Genomic DNA, 16,458 nt, shown 5'->3' with positions numbered 1-16,458 from the left:
CTCATGTTTTTTTATTTACAATAAATTCAAAACACAAAGCAACCAACAATGACAATTCTAGACGGAAAAAAAGTTAGTAACGACATTAAAAACGAAATCAAAGCTGAAGTCGATAAGATGAAAGCTAATGGCGAGAAAGTGCCACATCTTGCTGCAGTAATAGTAGGTAACGATGGTGCAAGTTTGACTTACGTTGGTAGTAAAGTTAGAGCTTGCGAGCGTGTAGGGTTTGAGTCTACAATGGTTAGATTGTCTAATACAACCAGTGAAGTTGAATTGTTAGATAAAATTGACGAGCTTAATAATAATCCTGATATTGATGGCTTTATTATTCAGTTACCATTACCAGACCAAATAGATACACAAAAAGTATTAATGGCTGTGCATCCAGATAAGGATGTTGATGGGTTTCATCCCATGAATTTTGGTAAAATGGCATTAGACATGTCTACCTTTATTCCAGCAACACCATTTGGTATTTTAGAGCTATTAGATAGATATAACGTAGACACTAAAGGTAAGCACACAGTGGTTATTGGTCGTTCTCATATTGTAGGTCGTCCAATGAGTATTTTAATGGGTCGTAAAGGGTTTCCTGGTAACAGTACAGTAACCTTAACACATAGTCACACTAAAAATATTACACAAATTACAAGTCAAGCAGACATTATAATTTCTGCGTTAGGTGTACCAAACTTTTTAAAAGCAGAAATGGTAAAAGATGATGCTGTTATTATTGATGTAGGTATTACTAGAGTACCTGACGACACTAAAGAAAGAGGTTACCGTATTACTGGTGATGTTGATTTTGAAAATGTTAGTAAAAAAGCTAGTCACATTACACCTGTTCCTGGTGGAGTAGGACCAATGACTATAGCCATGTTATTAAAAAACACCTTATTAGCTAGAGAACGTCACAGAAAATCTAATAAAAATTAATTACTTATTTTTAAACCTGAAATTAATCATTTCAGGTTTTTTTATGCAAATACTATCTCGTGTTCAGTTTGGAAGTTTAGAGCATCTTCTGCCAATAATTGTGGCTGTAATTTTGTGTTGGTTTTTATTTTATCTAATCAAAACACAATCAAATCATCTAAAGTTTAAAGTATTTAAAGGCTTAGGTATTTTTGTGTCTGGTTTTATGGCTATTTTTCACTTGTATAAAATTGGACAAGGTGGTTACAGTTTACAAACAGATTTACCCTTGTTTTTATGTAGCTTTATGGCTTTGTTTATTTTTATATTCACTTTTACAAGACGGTTTTTACTCTTCGAAATCTTATTTTTTTGGACTATAGTAGGTACATCTCAAGGCGTTATTACACCAGATATTGAGGTAGGTTTTCCTAGTTATGATTATGTAAGGTATTGGATCGTTCATCTTGGACTTTTAACAATTATAGCCTATGCTATAGTGGTCTTAAAAATGCGACCAAAATTTAAAAGTGTATTTAAATCTTTTGTAGTACTGCAGGTTTATGTTTTGATAATTATGGTAATTAACTACCTGTTGGATGCCAACTATTCTTATTTAAATAATAAACCACTTTCTGGATCAGTATTGGATTTGTTGGGTGATTGGCCAAACTATGTAATTATAGTCCAATTAGCTTTATTACCATTGTTTTTGCTTATTTACTTGCCTTTTTTTTGGTCTAATAAATATTATAAGACAAAAAACAACAATAACAACATATATTAATATTACTATTGATTATGGGCACACAATATGGTGTAGCACAAAACAATGAACTGACTATCGAGGAATTTGAATCAATAGAAATTAGTGATGTATTATTTACTGATATTAAAAACACTAATGGAGATGAGACGTTGTTAACAAACGTATTGGGTCCTAATATTACTTTTATTGACAATAATGATGATTCAAATGGAGAAGGAACAAAAAAAGTATTGGTTAATTCAGATTTAGAATTTGTTTTTACTAATATAAACTCAGATGAATTTAATCCCGAGTTATTCTATATAAAAACGGATACTATTAAAATAAAAAATATTAGCATAAGTATAAATAATCACTATTCTATTTTAGGAAGTCCAATTCAAATTAGAAATAATAATGATGGCACAAAATCTATTATATACACTAAACTGTCTGGTGATTGTTGTGCATTTGTTTTAGAAACAAACGAGTCTGGATTTATAACAAAAATCGAATGTTTTGTTTGGACTTAAAATACTAACCACATCAATAATTAAAAAAAAGACTGACAATTTTTATAGTCAGTCTTGGAAGGAGTTAGTAAAAAAAAGACCTCACAGTTTTTAAAATCTGTAAGGTCTAAATTTTATGATACTAGTTGGGTTTGCCTAAACTAAACCCAGTGAAAGTTACTTTGCAAACAACTGTGACTGATCTCTAAATGTTTTAAACTCTAAAGCATTACCAGAAGGGTCTTTAAAAAACATGGTTTTTTGCTCGCCAACTAAACCTTCAAATCTTACATAAGGTTCAATAATAAACTGAATATTTTTGTTTTTTAAGTGTGCTTCAAATTCCGCGAAAGCGTCCCAATCTAAAACCACACCAAAATGTGGTACTGGTACTTGTTTACCATCCACTTGGTTAGCAGCTTCAACGTCGTTAGTTTTAGCTTTATAATGAATTACTAATTGGTGACCAAAAAAGTTAAAGTCTACCCAATGGTCACTACTTCTTCCTTCTTCGCAGTTTAAAACATCTCTGTAAAACTCGCGACAGTCCTGTAAATTGTGAACAGGAATAGCTAAATGAAAAGGTGATACTCTACTCATTATTTAATGGTCTTTGCGTCTGTTTCTTATTGGTCGCTCACGATTAGGTCGCTCTCCTTTAAACGATTCTCTACTTGGTTGATCTTTTGGTTTGGCTCTGTCTTTAGTTGGTGCCTCTTTAATAGGTCTACTAGGTCTAGAGGGATTGTCTTTTGCTGTTTTAGCTTCGTGTATCTTGGTCGAATCCTCTAAAAGCAAGTGCAATGTTTTTAGCTCTTTTTCTGTAAATTCTCTGTATTCTCCAACAGGAACATCCAATTTAATATTCATGATTCTAACACGTCTTAATGAGGTTACTTCATAAGTTAGATACTCGCACATACGTCTAATCTGTCTATTTAAACCTTGTGTTAAAATAATACTGAAGGTATGCGAGTCTATTTTTTTAACCGAACATTTTTTAGTCGTACGATCTAAATCTTCTAGATAAATACCACTTGCCATTCTGTTTATAAAGGTTTGTGATATTGGTTTGTCTACAGTAACAATATACTCTTTGTCATGATTGTTACTAGCACGTAAAATTTTGTTTACAATATCACCATCGTCGGTCATAAAAATTAATCCATCACTTAACTTATCTAAACGTCCAATAGGAAAAATACGTTTTGGATAGTTTATGTAATCTATAATATTGTCTTTTTCAACAGAGGTATCTGTAGTACATACAATACCTACAGGTTTGTTAAAAGCAAGGTAAATTGGCTTGTCAGTATTGTTTTTAATAATTTCACCATCTACAGCAACAACATCATTTGGACTTACTTTTGTGCCCATTTCTGGTACAACGCCATTAATTGTAACACGTCCAGCATCAATTAATTTATCACCTTCACGACGCGAGCAAAAACCAGCTTCGCTAAGGTATTTATTAAGTCTTGTTAATTTTTCTTCCAAAATATATTATGCTTTAATAAAATTAATAACAGCTTTGTTTACGCTATCATCACGTAATCCATGACCAAAACCATCTGTAGTTAGTAATGTTGAATTTTTAAAGTTAGATGAAATTAGCTCAGCCTCATCATATTGTATAATCTTATCACCTTTATCGTGGATGATAAGTCCTTCTAAATTAATTTCTTTTGAAAATTTAGCTGCCGAGAAATGTGAAGGCATATAATTAAAACGTTCTAAAACTAGCTGATTTAGTCCATTTTCAATGCGCTTATTAAACCCTAACATGTTAACATAGTTTTTAAAAACATTTGTAAACTCTGAAGGTGCGCCAAGCAAAATCATTTTTTGTAAAGCGTCATTTTGGTATTTATGTTGAAAAAACACAGATGCCATTCCACCAACTGAATGTCCAACAATTACGTTAGCCTTGTAATGTTTTGCAACAACATTTAAAAACTCGGAATACAAAATAGCATTAAACTGCGTACCACTAGATTTACCATGAGCAGGACCATCTAAAGACACGACATTGTAATCTAAATCCTGTAAAGCTTCGACTAATTTTTTCCATCTAAAAGTATTGCTTTCCCAACCATGTGCAAGTAAGATGGTTTTTTTTGTACCTACCCAGTGGTAAGTTTGTATGGTGTGGTCTTGATAGTTTAAAGTGTATTGGTTAGCTGTATTTAAAAATGGTTGATGTTTGTCTTTAAAACGTCCTTGTCTAGGTGTTGCAAAAATATCTAATGCTTTTGCGCTAGCAAATTTAGGAGCAACATAACTAACCGCATTTAAACCGTTACCAATTATTTTAGGAAGTACTTTTGCGATTTTCTTTTTCATTTTTTTAGTCTTCTCTGTTTACCAAATCCATTGAAAATGCTGGAGTACAAATTGCAATATACTCGCAAGCAATTGTAAAAGGATTGGAGTATTGTACACGAGTATTTTTTTTAATTTTAATGGATTGTCCAGCTTCAAGGATTATTTCTTCGCCATCAATAATAAACTGTTTTTTACCTTTAATAATATAGGTATACTCATCAAAAGCTGGTGTTTGAAAAGGTTCACTCCAACCTGCTGGAGCAATCATATGTGCTATACTAATATCTTTATTACCATCTGTGGCTAACCCAAAGTGCTCTTCAATAACTTTACCATCAGTTGTTGGTACAACAAATGGGCTGTTTTGGATTTTATATTTTTTGTCTTTCATTTTAAAAATTATAATTACTTAATAAACAATAATTAAGATTAATATCAAAAATATTAACCTGAATTTATAGTTTAGGTTGCTTATTTATAGGTTATTAACTTAATGAATGGATTAAGTCTTAGACTCATATTTAACTATAATGTATTCAATAGTTTTAACGTCCTGAATAGATAATAGTCTTCTGTCTATTAAAAAATCATTTTGATTATCAGAGACTAATTTTAATCCATAATCATTTCGATTAACTCTATTTAATTCATTTAAATCAAAAGATTTAGCAAACCAACCAACGGTTTTAATAGTATCGTCCTCTATTTTATATAAATCTCTTTTATCAAAAAAATAAGAATACAAATAAAATATTACCATAGGTATGGCTAATAATTGTAGTACATAGTTTTTGTGATTTTCAATTAAAAAGAAAGATAATCCAAATACCATCCAAAGTACAGCAGACAAAATATCTGCTTTTCTTTTTTTTACATTTTTGAATTCCATTTTATGTAAGACCTACCAACCTAAAATAAAGTGTTTAATCTTAGCGGTTTCTGGTATGTTTGCTTCCTCTATTTTTTTGTTCATATCAAATCTAAACTCTGATGGTAATTCATTTTTATCAATTAAGAAAAACGCATCGCTTTCTTTAACAAAAACGGAAGCACTTTTAAATGAATTTTGAATGCTTGTAATAGTATATTTTGCTTTAATATCTCCAAAAGTACTATTGCTAGTTATCCCTTTGTCTGTTTTAAATCTCGAGTCTTTTATCTTGATACTAGAGATTGTAGCAGTAGAGTCTAATGCTTGTTTTGGTGTTATGCTTAATAGGTGTTTACCTCCTTTTTCGTAAATTTCAATAGTATTTAAAGCACCTGTAAACTCGTCTCCAGCAATTGGACTTATTACTGAGTCGTTGATAAAGATAGTTTTTAAATCCTTGACTTGAGTTGAGTCTGTTAATAATCCAATATTTTGGTTTTGCACTAAATATGGATCTGCAGCTTTGTTACATGACGTTACTAGCACAGCTAAAAGACCTAAAGTTACTATTGTTTTTTTCATTGAGGTTATATTGGTTTTGTTTCCGCTTAAGCGAAATTATTTTGTTTGTTATTCTTTTTATAAAAGTGATTATTTCATCACGCGTTTTAAAATTCCAAAAACGCTTCTAATAAATGTAGCACTTGTTAATACTTTGATAATTGGGTTTTGTGCAGTGCTGCGTCTTCTTGTGGTTGTTGATCTAGATTGTTTTTCAGCTTTTTCTTTTTCAACTTTTTTGTCTTCTTCAAGTTGTAAGGCTTCAGCAGCTTCTATTTTTTTATTTAAAAGCTCATAAGCGCTTTCACGATCTATGGTTTCGTTATATTTTAAAACTAACTTGGAGTCGTCCAATAAGTTTTGCAACTCGACGTCTGTTAACACATCCATTCTACTCATTGGTGCACGCATCATTGTGGCAGCTAATGGTGTTGGTCTTCCTTTTTCATCTAAAGCAGACACTAACGCTTCTCCAGTACCTAATGAGGTTAATACATCTGCTGTATCATAGTATGCAGTATCTGGATAGTTTTGTGCTGTTAACTTTATGGCTTTTCTGTCTTTTGCTGTAAAGGCACGCAAAGCATGTTGGATTTTTAACCCTAATTGACTTAAAACTCCTTCTGGTACATCTGTTGGGTTTTGTGTTACAAAGTATAACCCAACACCTTTACTACGTATTAGTTTAACAATGCTTTCTATTTGATTTAATAAGGCTTTTGAAGCTTCGTTAAATATCAAATGCGCTTCATCAATAAACATGATTAATTCTGGTTTTCCAGAGTCACCTTGTTCTGGTAAAGTCTCATATATTTCGGCCAATAAACTTAACATAAATGTCGAGAATAATTTTGGTCTGTCTTGTATGTCTGTAAGTCTAATAATGTTTATGTAACCACGACCATCTCTAGTGGTGCGTAATAAATCTTCGACCTCAAAACTTTTTTCGCCAAAAAATAAATCACCTCCTTGTTGCTCAATCTCGATAACTTTTCTTAAAATCGCTCCTGTTGATGCCGAAGAGATGCGACCATACTCGTCCTGAAATTCTTCTTTACCTTCATTAGTGCAATATTGTAATATTTTTTTAAAATCTTTTAAATCTAACAAGGGTAGTTTGTTGTCGTCACAATATTTAAAAATAACTGCTACAACGCCAGATTGCGTGTCTGTAAGATCCAAAATTCTAGATAGTAAAACAGGACCAAACTCGCTAACAGTTGCACGTAATCTTACACCATTTTGTTCGGATAAACTCATGATTTCAACAGGAAATCCTTTTGCTTCAAATGGTAAACCTATTTTTGCATGACGTTCGTCAATTTTGGCATGTCCAGGACTAGGTTGTGCGATACCACTTAAATCTCCTTTAATATCCATAAGTAAGACCGGAATCCCTTTATCACTAAGGTTTTCTGCCAACACTTGTAACGTTTTAGTTTTACCAGTTCCAGTTGCACCAGCTATCAAACCATGCCTATTCATAGTTTTTAATGGTACGTTTACAAAAGCATCTTTTATAGTTTGACCATCTAACATTGCCGAACCTAACGTTATGTAGTCGCCTTTACAGGTATTTCCTTCTGTGATATGATTAAAAAATTCGTCTTGTCTACTCATTCTAAAAATATTTGATGTAAAAATACTAATCTTAGCGTAAATCATTGAAAACTTTCAACTTTAAATGCTTAAATTTTCCATTAGATAAGATTATATTTGCAAGCTATGAAGCAAGAGACACAAGATTTAGTTAACAAAGGATTAATGTTGCCTTTAATGGAAGAGTTTTACACTATCCAAGGGGAAGGTTTCCATAAAGGAACTGCTGCTTATTTTATAAGAATTGGTGGTTGCGATGTTGGTTGTCATTGGTGCGATGTTAAAGAAAGTTGGAATGCAGATTTACATCCTCCAACTAGTACAGATGTAATAGTTGCCAATGCTAAAAAGTATAGCGATACTGTAGTAGTAACAGGAGGAGAACCGTTAACTTGGGATATGACAGCATTAACCGATAAGCTTAAGGCTGAAGGTTGTAAAATCCATATTGAAACTTCTGGTGCTTATGAGTTAACTGGTCAATGGGATTGGATTTGCTTGTCTCCAAAAAAAATGAAACTGCCTACTCAAGGTGTTTATGATAAGGCACATGAGTTAAAATGTATTATCTATAATAAAGATGACTTTAAGTTTGCGGAAGCGCAAGCAGCTAAAGTTAATGGAGATTGTATTTTATATTTACAACCAGAATGGAGTAAACGTGATACAATGATACCAATGATTGTCGATTATGTTATGGCTAATCCTAAATGGAAAGTGTCGCTACAAACACACAAGTATCTTAATATTCCGTAAAATAGTTGTATTTTGCAACTATAGCTATTAATCATAGCGTAAGTAATCCTTATAAACTTAACATTATGATTAGAAATTTTTACAATGAAAAATGGAAACCTGTCCAGTTTGATGACAATGTTTCTGAAAATATGTCTTTTAAAATATCAAACCATGGACGACTTAGTAAAGTTGAAGATGGAGTTGATGTTTTGATAGAAAACCAATACCCTATTAATGGGTATAGTACAGTTCCTGTTATAAAAAAAGATGGTAAGCGTACAGCAAGATATATTCACAAATTAGTTGCACAACATCATTTAGATAAACCAGAAGACGCAAAATTTGTGCTCCACTTAGATTACGATAAAAGTAATAATGCAGTCGAAAATTTAAAATGGGCAACTAAACGTGAAAAGGAAATCCATCAATTTAAAAATCCGCATTATCTTACTAGAAAAAAAGTAATAACATCCTCTAAGTTAACCGAAACAGAGGTGATTAGACTTAAAAAGCGTCTTTTTGATCCAAATAGACGTACTAGATTAAAGATTTTAGCGCGACAATTTGGAGTTTCAGAAATGCAATTACATCGTATTAAAACTGGTGAAAATTGGGGACACGTAAAAGTGTAACTATTGTTTTATAAACTTAACTGTTTGTCGTCCACTATTATTATGAAAATCTAAGAAATAGATTCCAGTAGCTAAGTCTATAACCGGAAATTTATACTGTTTTTGGGTACCATTAGTTTTAATTATTTCTCTAGAAAGTTGTTTGACAAATCTACCGTTAGCGTCATAAAGCTCGATTAATAAATTATCATCACTTTTAAAATCTATTGAAAATTCAAGATTGTTTTTAACTGGATTTTTTAGTAATGTAACCTGTAAAGGCGATTTTGCTGGTACAGAGAAATCTTCAGTATTTAAAGTTTGGTCTGTGTATTTGTAAATAGTAGTACCTGACGCATAAGCTTGACCTGATGAGGTAACAAATATTCGGTTTAAATTATTACCAATGTTTAAGTTTGTCCAAGTTAGTCCTCCATCTGTGGTTTCGTAAAAACCTGTGGTGTGTCCTCCAATCCATCCATGGGTTTCGGATGTAAATCCAACTGCCTGTAAATGGGTTTCTGGTGCGTTAGTACTAAACCATGTTAAGCCTCCATCAACAGACTTTATAAATTGTCCTAATGTGGTTGCTGTAGACTCCACAGCTCCAAAAATAATATTAGTGTTGTTTTCTAATACTTGTATTTTCCAAACGTAATCTCCAATAATATTGGAGTTATATATTTCAGTCCAGGAAGTTCCTCCATCGATAGTTTTTAAAATGATGCCTCCTGTTGCACTTTTTCCAGAAGCATAACCAATAGTTTCAGTTTCAAAATAAATTTCTACTAAAGCATCAGCGTACGCAGACATGTCTATAGATGTCCAATTGTTACCATTATCTGAAGATTTAATTATAAAAGCTGGACCAAAGTAAGCACCACATCCATAAATTGTTGAGGTTCCAACAGCATCTAATCCGCAAATAGCAACTGGATTTGGTGTTATATTAGTTATAGTTGTCCATGTTATACCACCATCTGTAGTTTTGTAAAAAAGACCATTTAAAGTACCTAAAAAGCCTACGTCTTCATTTGAAAATTCAATATTTCTAAAATAATGACTACTACCTAAATCCGTTTGATTTAGTTGTTCTGACCATGTTATACCACCATCTGTAGTTTTGTATACAGACGCATAAAAGCCATTTGCAGCCCAGCCTAAATTATCATCTAAAAAAAACACGTCATCAAAACGTTGATTGTTAGGATTAGAAGTAATATTAGGTAGTGGTTGCCAAGTAGCTTGAGCAGTTATGTTTAAGCTAAATAAAATAAATAAAAGAACAAATAATCTCATTGTGGTTTGGGGTTAACTATCAGATTGTAAAGTTAAGAATACTTTTAACTAACTAAAAAGTGATATATTGTAATGTAATATTAATTATTGTTGTAAAAATGTAAGCATTAATACGTTTAGTGTTTTAATTATGAAACATAAAGCTAATATTTGCTTCATCAATTAGAATTAAAGAATTTAAAATATAAAATTATGTGTGGAATTGTATGTGCTTTCGACCTAAAACAAAAAAGTGAAGATTTAAGACCTCAAGTGTTAGAAATGTCTAAAACTATTCGTCATCGTGGACCAGATTGGTCAGGTATTTATAGTGATGATAAAGCTATTTTAGCACATGAGCGTTTAGCAATTGTTGATCCTGCTTCAGGAAAACAACCATTGTTTAGTCCTGATAATAAATTGGTTTTAGCTGCAAATGGCGAAATATACAATCACAGAGATTTGCGTAAGCAATTTGAAGGCAAATATGATTTCCAAACGCAAAGCGACTGCGAAGTAATCTTAGCATTGTACCAAGAAAAAGGTGTTGATTTTGTAGATGAAATGAACGGAATCTTTGGATTTGCAATTTATGATGTAGAAAAAGATGAATATTTTATAGCACGTGACCACATGGGAATTATCCCATTATACATTGGTTGGGATCAAAACGGAACATTTTATGTTGCCTCAGAGCTTAAGGCTTTAGAAGGTGTATGTACCAAAATTGAATTATTTCCTCCAGGACATTATATGTCAAGTAAAGATGGTGAATTTGTAAAATGGTATAATAGAGATTGGAGTGATTATGAGGCTGTAAAAGATAACGAAACTAGTATTGCAGAAGTTAAAGAAGCTTTAGAAGCAGCAGTTCACAGACAGTTAATGAGTGATGTGCCTTACGGAGTTTTACTTTCAGGAGGATTAGATAGTTCTGTAACTTCTGCAATTGCAAAAAAATACGCGCAAAAACGTATAGAGTCAGATGACCAGTCGGATGCTTGGTATCCGCAATTACATAGCTTCTCTGTTGGGTTAGAAGGCTCGCCAGATTTAGCTGCAGCACAAAAAGTGGCAGATCATATTGGAACGGTACACCATGAAATTAAATTTACAATCCAAGAAGGTTTAGATGCTATTAAGGATGTAATTTATAACATAGAAACTTATGATATAACAACCATACGATCGTCAACACCTATGTATTTAATGGCTAGAGTTATTAAATCTATGGGAATTAAAATGGTATTATCAGGTGAAGGAGCAGATGAAATTTTTGGTGGATACTTATACTTTCATAAAGCACCAAATGCAAAAGAATTTCATGAAGAAACAGTGCGTAAGCTAGATAAATTACACATGTACGATTGTTTAAGAGCAAACAAAAGTTTAGCTGCTTGGGGAATTGAAGGACGTGTACCATTTTTAGATAAAGAGTTTATGGATGTAGCGATGCGCATTAACCCTCAAGATAAAATGATTAATGGAGAACGTATGGAAAAATGGGTAGTACGTAAGGCTTTTGAGGATATGTTACCAGAAAGTGTAGCTTGGAGGCAAAAAGAACAATTTAGCGATGGTGTTGGATATAGTTGGATTGACACACTTAAAGAAGTGGTTAATGAAGCAGTTACAGATGATCAAATGGCTAATGCTAAATTCCGTTTTCCAATACAAACACCACAAAACAAAGAAGAGTTTTACTATCGTTCTATTTTTGAAGAGCACTTCCCAAGTGATGCTGCAGCAAAAAGTGTACCTCAAGAAGCAAGTGTGGCGTGCAGTACAGCCACAGCGTTAGAGTGGGATGAGGCTTTTAAAAACATGAATGAGCCAAGTGGTCGTGCAATAGCAAACGTCCATGATAAGTCTTATGCTACATCTTAATTAAACAAAAATTAGCATAAAGTATATATATTAATAGCTTCAAAACCTCGCAAATGCGAGGTTTTGTGTTTTTTGGTCTTAAAAAAAACAATTAAGATTATCAAAATCTATTTTAAAGCGGTTTTTAAGCCTTTTAAGACACTTTTTCAATAATTAACAAATGTTAATAATTTTTAAGGACAACGCTTAAATACACTTGAAAAACGTTTTTAATTGTGTATATTTGTTTGTATTCAAAAGGATGCCTAATCGCATCTTTTTTTATGCCTTAATAACAGAAATAGATCATAAATAATATAAATATGAGCGAAAAAAAGGAAGAGTTTAACAAACACAATTATTCTGCTGATAGTATCCAAGCGCTAGAAGGAATGGAGCATGTACGTATGCGTCCTTCCATGTATATTGGAGATGTTGGTGTACGTGGTTTACACCATTTAGTATATGAGGTTGTAGATAACTCGATTGACGAAGCTTTAGCTGGTCATTGTGATAATATCACAGTAACAATTAACGAGGATAACTCAATCACAACTGAAGATGATGGTCGTGGTATTCCTGTAGATCTTCACAAAAAAGAAGGTATTTCTGCATTAGAGGTTGTAATGACTAAAATTGGTGCAGGAGGTAAGTTTGATAAAGATTCTTATAAGGTTTCTGGAGGACTTCACGGTGTTGGTGTAAGTTGTGTTAACGCATTATCAGAGCACCTAACAGCAACCGTTTATAGAGACGGTAAAATATGGGAACAAGAATATGAAAGAGGTAAATCTTTATATCCTGTAAAGGCAATTGGTGATACAGATAAAAGAGGTACAACTGTAACTTTTAAACCAGATTCGACAATTTTTACACAAACGCTAGAGTATAATTACGATACATTAGCAAGTAGAATGCGTGAATTGGCATACTTAAACAAAGGAATTACAATCCATTTAGTAGACAAAAGATTTACTAAAGAAGATGGTTCTTTTGAAGGAGAAACATTTCATAGTGAAGAAGGTCTTAAAGAGTTTATCAAGTTTTTAGACGGAAACAGAGAGCCTTTAATGAAAGATGTAATTTCTTTTGAAGGAGAAAAAAACGGAGTGCCTGTTGAGGTTGCAATGGTATATAATACTAGTTATGCAGAAAACTTACACTCTTATGTAAATAATATTAATACACATGAAGGTGGTACGCACCTTTCAGGTTTTAGACGTGGATTAACGCATACACTTAAAAAGTATGCTGACGAGTCTGGAATGTTAGACAAGTTAAAGTTTGATATCGCAGGAGATGACTTCCGTGAAGGTCTTACAGCAATTGTATCTGTAAAAGTACAAGAGCCACAATTTGAAGGACAAACTAAAACTAAATTAGGTAACCGTGAAGTGTCTGCATCTGTAAGTCAGGCAGTATCAGAAATGTTATCTGATTATTTAGAAGAACATCCAGATGATGCTAAAATCATTGTTCAAAAAGTAATTCTTGCAGCCCAAGCTAGACATGCAGCTCAAAAAGCGCGTGAAATGGTGCAGCGTAAAACAGTAATGAGTATAGGTGGTTTACCTGGAAAATTATCGGACTGCTCAGAGCAAGACCCATCTAAGTGTGAGGTTTACCTAGTCGAGGGAGATTCGGCAGGTGGAACTGCAAAACAAGGTCGTGATCGTGCATTTCAAGCCATTTTGCCATTACGTGGTAAGATTTTGAATGTTGAAAAAGCAATGACACATAAGGTGTTTGAAAACGAAGAGATTAAAAATATCTTTACAGCTTTAGGTGTAACTATAGGTACCGAAGAAGATAGTAAGGCATTAAACCTTTCTAAATTAAGATACCACAAAATAGTAATCATGTGTGATGCCGATATTGATGGTTCGCACATTGAAACACTTATTTTAACATTCTTCTTTAGATTTATGAAAGAGTTAATTGAAAATGGACACATTTACATTGCAACTCCACCTTTATATTTAGTTAAAAAAGGAGCTAAAAAACAATATGCTTGGTCAGATGAAGAGCGTGTTGCTATTATGAAAGATTTTGGAGAGTCAGCAAAAATCCAACGTTATAAAGGTCTTGGAGAGATGAATGCAGAACAACTTTGGGATACAACAATGAATCCTGAATTTAGAACGCTACGTCAAATCCAAATCGATAATGGTGTTGAGGCAGATCGTGTATTTTCTATGTTAATGGGAGACGAGGTGCCACCACGTCGTGATTTTATTGAGAGAAATGCTATTTACGCAAACATCGATGCTTAAATAATAAATATAATTTTATATTGCAAAGGAAACATTTTTTTAAATGTTTCCTTTTTTTTATACCCAAATCTAAACTAAAAGTAACTTAAACATGTTAAAGCAAAAGCTTTTATTTATTGTTGCAATTGTATTTTGTAACTCGGCTTATTCTCAATTTGAAGATGTCAAAGCTGTAGCCGAAGATTTAATTTTTTTAACAGATCAATACATTACTCCAGCAGCCAATGCATCAGTATTTCAGGCTTCTGGAGGTTGGTATACTAGTGCTAAACCAAAAAATAAATTTGATGTAGAGTTATCTATTCAATATAACATGTTACTAATTCCGGATAATCAAAAAACGTTTTTAGTAAACCAAGCACAACTTCAAAATATAGGAATTCAAGGTAGTGCTACTTCATCACTAATACCATCCGCTTTAGGAGGAGATAACACTGTGGTTTTAGAAGGCTCAATAAATGATGAGGTATTTGAATTTGACGCACCAGAAGGTATTAATGCCAATACAGTACAACATGGTCAAGTCCAAGCAAGTATTGGTTTATGGAAAAAAACAAATGTAATTGTCAGGTTAGCGCCAAGTATTAAAATTAATAGCTCTGTATATAAATCGTTAGGTTTTGGAGTAATGCATAATCTAAATCAGTGGTTTAACGGAATTAAAAACAGTACTTATAATTTTGCTTTTTTAGGAACGTATTCTAATTATTCTGTTGACGAGGATTTTAACGAAGCAGATTTAATAATAGGTAAGATTAACGCAATAAAAGTGGATGGTCAATCGTATGGATTTAATCTTATTTCATCTAAAACCTTTAGCAATTTTGACGTCTCACTAGGCTTGGGATTAACAACATCAAATTTTGATTATAAAGTAGGAGGAGAAGGTGATTTGCTGCTAGAGATACTTAATACTGGTTTAGAAACGTTAAGTAAAAGTAAAACAAATTTTAAATCAGATTTGTCTGTTAATTACAACTTAGATAATTTTTCAATAAATACAATGTTGACCTTTGGTGCTTACTCTAACATTGTTATTGGTTTAAATTATAATTTTATTTAAAACCATTTCATTAAAATTATCGTAAAATATAGTATAATTAAAAATTTTTAAAATGAAAAAACTACTTACAGTAATAAGTTTAATACTTTTTTCTCAAAGCAATATCGCTCAGCAAAATTTAAACGATTTGTTAGCAGCAGGTGTTAATGATGCAAAAACCTTCTCTGAAAGCTATTTATTACCAGCCACAAATGGATTGGCTTATGGCATAAGTTCGGGTTGGTTTAACAATGCAAAAACACCTAAAAAATATAGTTTTGAATTGTCTATTATTGGTAATACTTCTTTTATTAAAGATGAAAATAAAAGTTTTAATTTAAATGTATCTAATTTCGAAAACATTAGATTTCCAGACAATAGTCCTTCAAAAAATGTAGCGACAGCATTAGGCCATAATGATCCAGAGGTTACTGTTTTGGTAACTTATCAAGATCCAATATTTGGTAATCAAGAAGTAGAATTGACTTTACCAACAGGAATTGGATCATCAAATGTAGATTTAATTCCAACAGCTTTTTTGCAAGGTAGTTTTGCATTGTTTGAAGGGACACAAATTAAAGGTCGATTTTTTCCAAAAGTAGAAACCGAAGACGTTAAGATAGGGTTGTATGGTGTTGGTATACAGCAAGAATTTACCACCTGGTTACCAGAAGACAGTAATTTTCCGTTAGCTATATCAGGTTTAGTATCGTACACGCATTTAGACGCAAATTATGATTTTACAAATACTGAAGTAGTGGATGGCGAAAATCAACAAGTACAAACCAATGTTAACAGTTTATTGTTTCAGTTAATAGCAGGTACAAATTTTAAGGTTTTAAACTTTTATGGTGCAGTAGGTTACTTAAGTGCAACCTCAGAAACAGATTTATTGGGTACATACAGAGTGTCTGATGGTATTTTATTTTCAGAAGAAATTGTCGATCCTTTTTCAGTAGACTCTAAAACAAACGGAGTAACAGCAACACTTGGCGTAAATGTGAAGGCAGGATTTTTTGGCATAAATGCATCTTATACCTTAGCCGATTTTGACACAGCATCCCTTGGAATTAATTTCATGTTCTAGAATTATTATTTTCTTAATAAAAAGTAATT

Annotated in this window: 17 protein-coding genes; 9 read left to right on the top strand and 8 right to left on the bottom strand. The window is 32.4% G+C overall.

Going from position 1 to position 16,458, the window contains the following annotated elements:
• Positions 1-48 precede the first annotated feature (48 nt).
• The 3 genes from JM82_RS02325 to JM82_RS02315 are packed head-to-tail and all read left to right on the top strand — an operon-like array spanning position 49 to position 2,199.
• Complete coding sequence (locus tag JM82_RS02325) at positions 49-939, top strand: bifunctional 5,10-methylenetetrahydrofolate dehydrogenase/5,10-methenyltetrahydrofolate cyclohydrolase (protein WP_028283907.1); 891 nt, start codon at positions 49-51, stop codon at positions 937-939.
• A gap of 43 nt (positions 940-982) precedes the next feature.
• Complete coding sequence (locus JM82_RS02320) at positions 983-1,705, top strand: TIGR02206 family membrane protein (protein ID WP_145000869.1); 723 nt, start codon at positions 983-985, stop codon at positions 1,703-1,705.
• A 14-nt stretch (positions 1,706-1,719) separates the two neighbouring features.
• On the top strand, positions 1,720-2,199 hold the full coding sequence (locus tag JM82_RS02315; RefSeq protein WP_145000867.1) for a hypothetical protein: 480 nt from the start codon (positions 1,720-1,722) through the stop codon (positions 2,197-2,199).
• Between the two features lie 156 nt (positions 2,200-2,355).
• Here JM82_RS02315 and JM82_RS02310 read toward each other — a convergent pair whose 3' ends face one another.
• The 7 genes from JM82_RS02310 to JM82_RS02280 all read right to left on the bottom strand — a co-directional run bounded on the left by JM82_RS02310 (position 2,356) and on the right by JM82_RS02280 (position 7,555).
• Positions 2,356-2,778, bottom strand: a complete 423-nt coding sequence (locus JM82_RS02310; protein WP_145000865.1) for a VOC family protein — start codon at positions 2,776-2,778, stop codon at positions 2,356-2,358.
• A 3-nt stretch (positions 2,779-2,781) separates the two neighbouring features.
• Entirely contained in the window at positions 2,782-3,675 is an 894-nt protein-coding gene (rluF, locus tag JM82_RS02305; protein WP_145000863.1) for a 23S rRNA pseudouridine(2604) synthase RluF, read from the bottom strand.
• A gap of 6 nt (positions 3,676-3,681) precedes the next feature.
• Positions 3,682-4,521: an alpha/beta hydrolase gene (locus JM82_RS02300; RefSeq protein ID WP_224742455.1), complete on the bottom strand. Its 840-nt coding sequence runs from the start codon at positions 4,519-4,521 to the stop codon at positions 3,682-3,684.
• Between the two features lie 4 nt (positions 4,522-4,525).
• On the bottom strand, positions 4,526-4,894 hold the full coding sequence (locus JM82_RS02295; protein ID WP_145000861.1) for a cupin domain-containing protein: 369 nt from the start codon (positions 4,892-4,894) through the stop codon (positions 4,526-4,528).
• A 111-nt stretch (positions 4,895-5,005) separates the two neighbouring features.
• Positions 5,006-5,392: a hypothetical protein gene (locus JM82_RS02290; RefSeq protein WP_145000859.1), complete on the bottom strand. Its 387-nt coding sequence runs from the start codon at positions 5,390-5,392 to the stop codon at positions 5,006-5,008.
• Between the two features lie 12 nt (positions 5,393-5,404).
• Positions 5,405-5,956, bottom strand: coding sequence for a hypothetical protein (locus JM82_RS02285; protein ID WP_145000857.1), 552 nt, complete (start codon positions 5,954-5,956; stop codon positions 5,405-5,407).
• Positions 5,957-6,025: 69 nt separating this feature from the next.
• A complete protein-coding gene (locus JM82_RS02280; RefSeq protein WP_145000855.1) occupies positions 6,026-7,555 on the bottom strand; it encodes a helicase HerA-like domain-containing protein in 1,530 nt (509 codons plus the stop codon).
• Positions 7,556-7,660: 105 nt separating this feature from the next.
• Between JM82_RS02280 and JM82_RS02275 the strand changes: the two genes are divergently transcribed.
• Positions 7,661-8,290 carry a 7-carboxy-7-deazaguanine synthase QueE gene (locus tag JM82_RS02275; RefSeq protein WP_145000853.1) on the top strand — a complete coding sequence of 210 codons (630 nt, stop codon included), beginning with the start codon at positions 7,661-7,663 and terminating at the stop codon, positions 8,288-8,290.
• Between the two features lie 65 nt (positions 8,291-8,355).
• A complete protein-coding gene (locus JM82_RS02270) occupies positions 8,356-8,904 on the top strand; it encodes an HNH endonuclease (protein ID WP_145000851.1) in 549 nt (182 codons plus the stop codon).
• On the opposite strand, the gene JM82_RS02265 is transcribed toward JM82_RS02270, so the two are convergent.
• The gene (locus tag JM82_RS02265; RefSeq protein WP_145000849.1) at positions 8,905-10,182 is read right to left on the bottom strand and encodes a YCF48-related protein; all 1,278 of its coding nucleotides are present in this window, start codon (positions 10,180-10,182) and stop codon (positions 8,905-8,907) included.
• A 192-nt stretch (positions 10,183-10,374) separates the two neighbouring features.
• Between JM82_RS02265 and asnB the strand changes: the two genes are divergently transcribed.
• The 4 genes from asnB (at position 10,375) to JM82_RS02245 (ending at position 16,429) form a co-directional block, all read left to right on the top strand.
• Entirely contained in the window at positions 10,375-12,048 is a 1,674-nt protein-coding gene (asnB, locus tag JM82_RS02260) for an asparagine synthase B (protein WP_145000847.1), read from the top strand.
• Positions 12,049-12,350: 302 nt separating this feature from the next.
• Positions 12,351-14,300: a DNA topoisomerase (ATP-hydrolyzing) subunit B gene (gene gyrB / locus JM82_RS02255; protein WP_145000845.1), complete on the top strand. Its 1,950-nt coding sequence runs from the start codon at positions 12,351-12,353 to the stop codon at positions 14,298-14,300.
• Between the two features lie 91 nt (positions 14,301-14,391).
• On the top strand, positions 14,392-15,363 hold the full coding sequence (locus JM82_RS02250; protein WP_145000843.1) for a DUF6588 family protein: 972 nt from the start codon (positions 14,392-14,394) through the stop codon (positions 15,361-15,363).
• A gap of 52 nt (positions 15,364-15,415) precedes the next feature.
• Positions 15,416-16,429, top strand: coding sequence for a DUF6588 family protein (locus tag JM82_RS02245; protein WP_145000841.1), 1,014 nt, complete (start codon positions 15,416-15,418; stop codon positions 16,427-16,429).
• Positions 16,430-16,458 lie beyond the last annotated feature (29 nt).

The sequence above is a fragment of the Olleya sp. Hel_I_94 genome, from assembly GCF_007827365.1.
Classification (GTDB): Bacteria; Bacteroidota; Bacteroidia; order Flavobacteriales; family Flavobacteriaceae; genus Olleya.
Note: the sequence above shows the minus strand (reverse complement) of the source record. Positions and strands in the feature narration are given on the sequence as shown.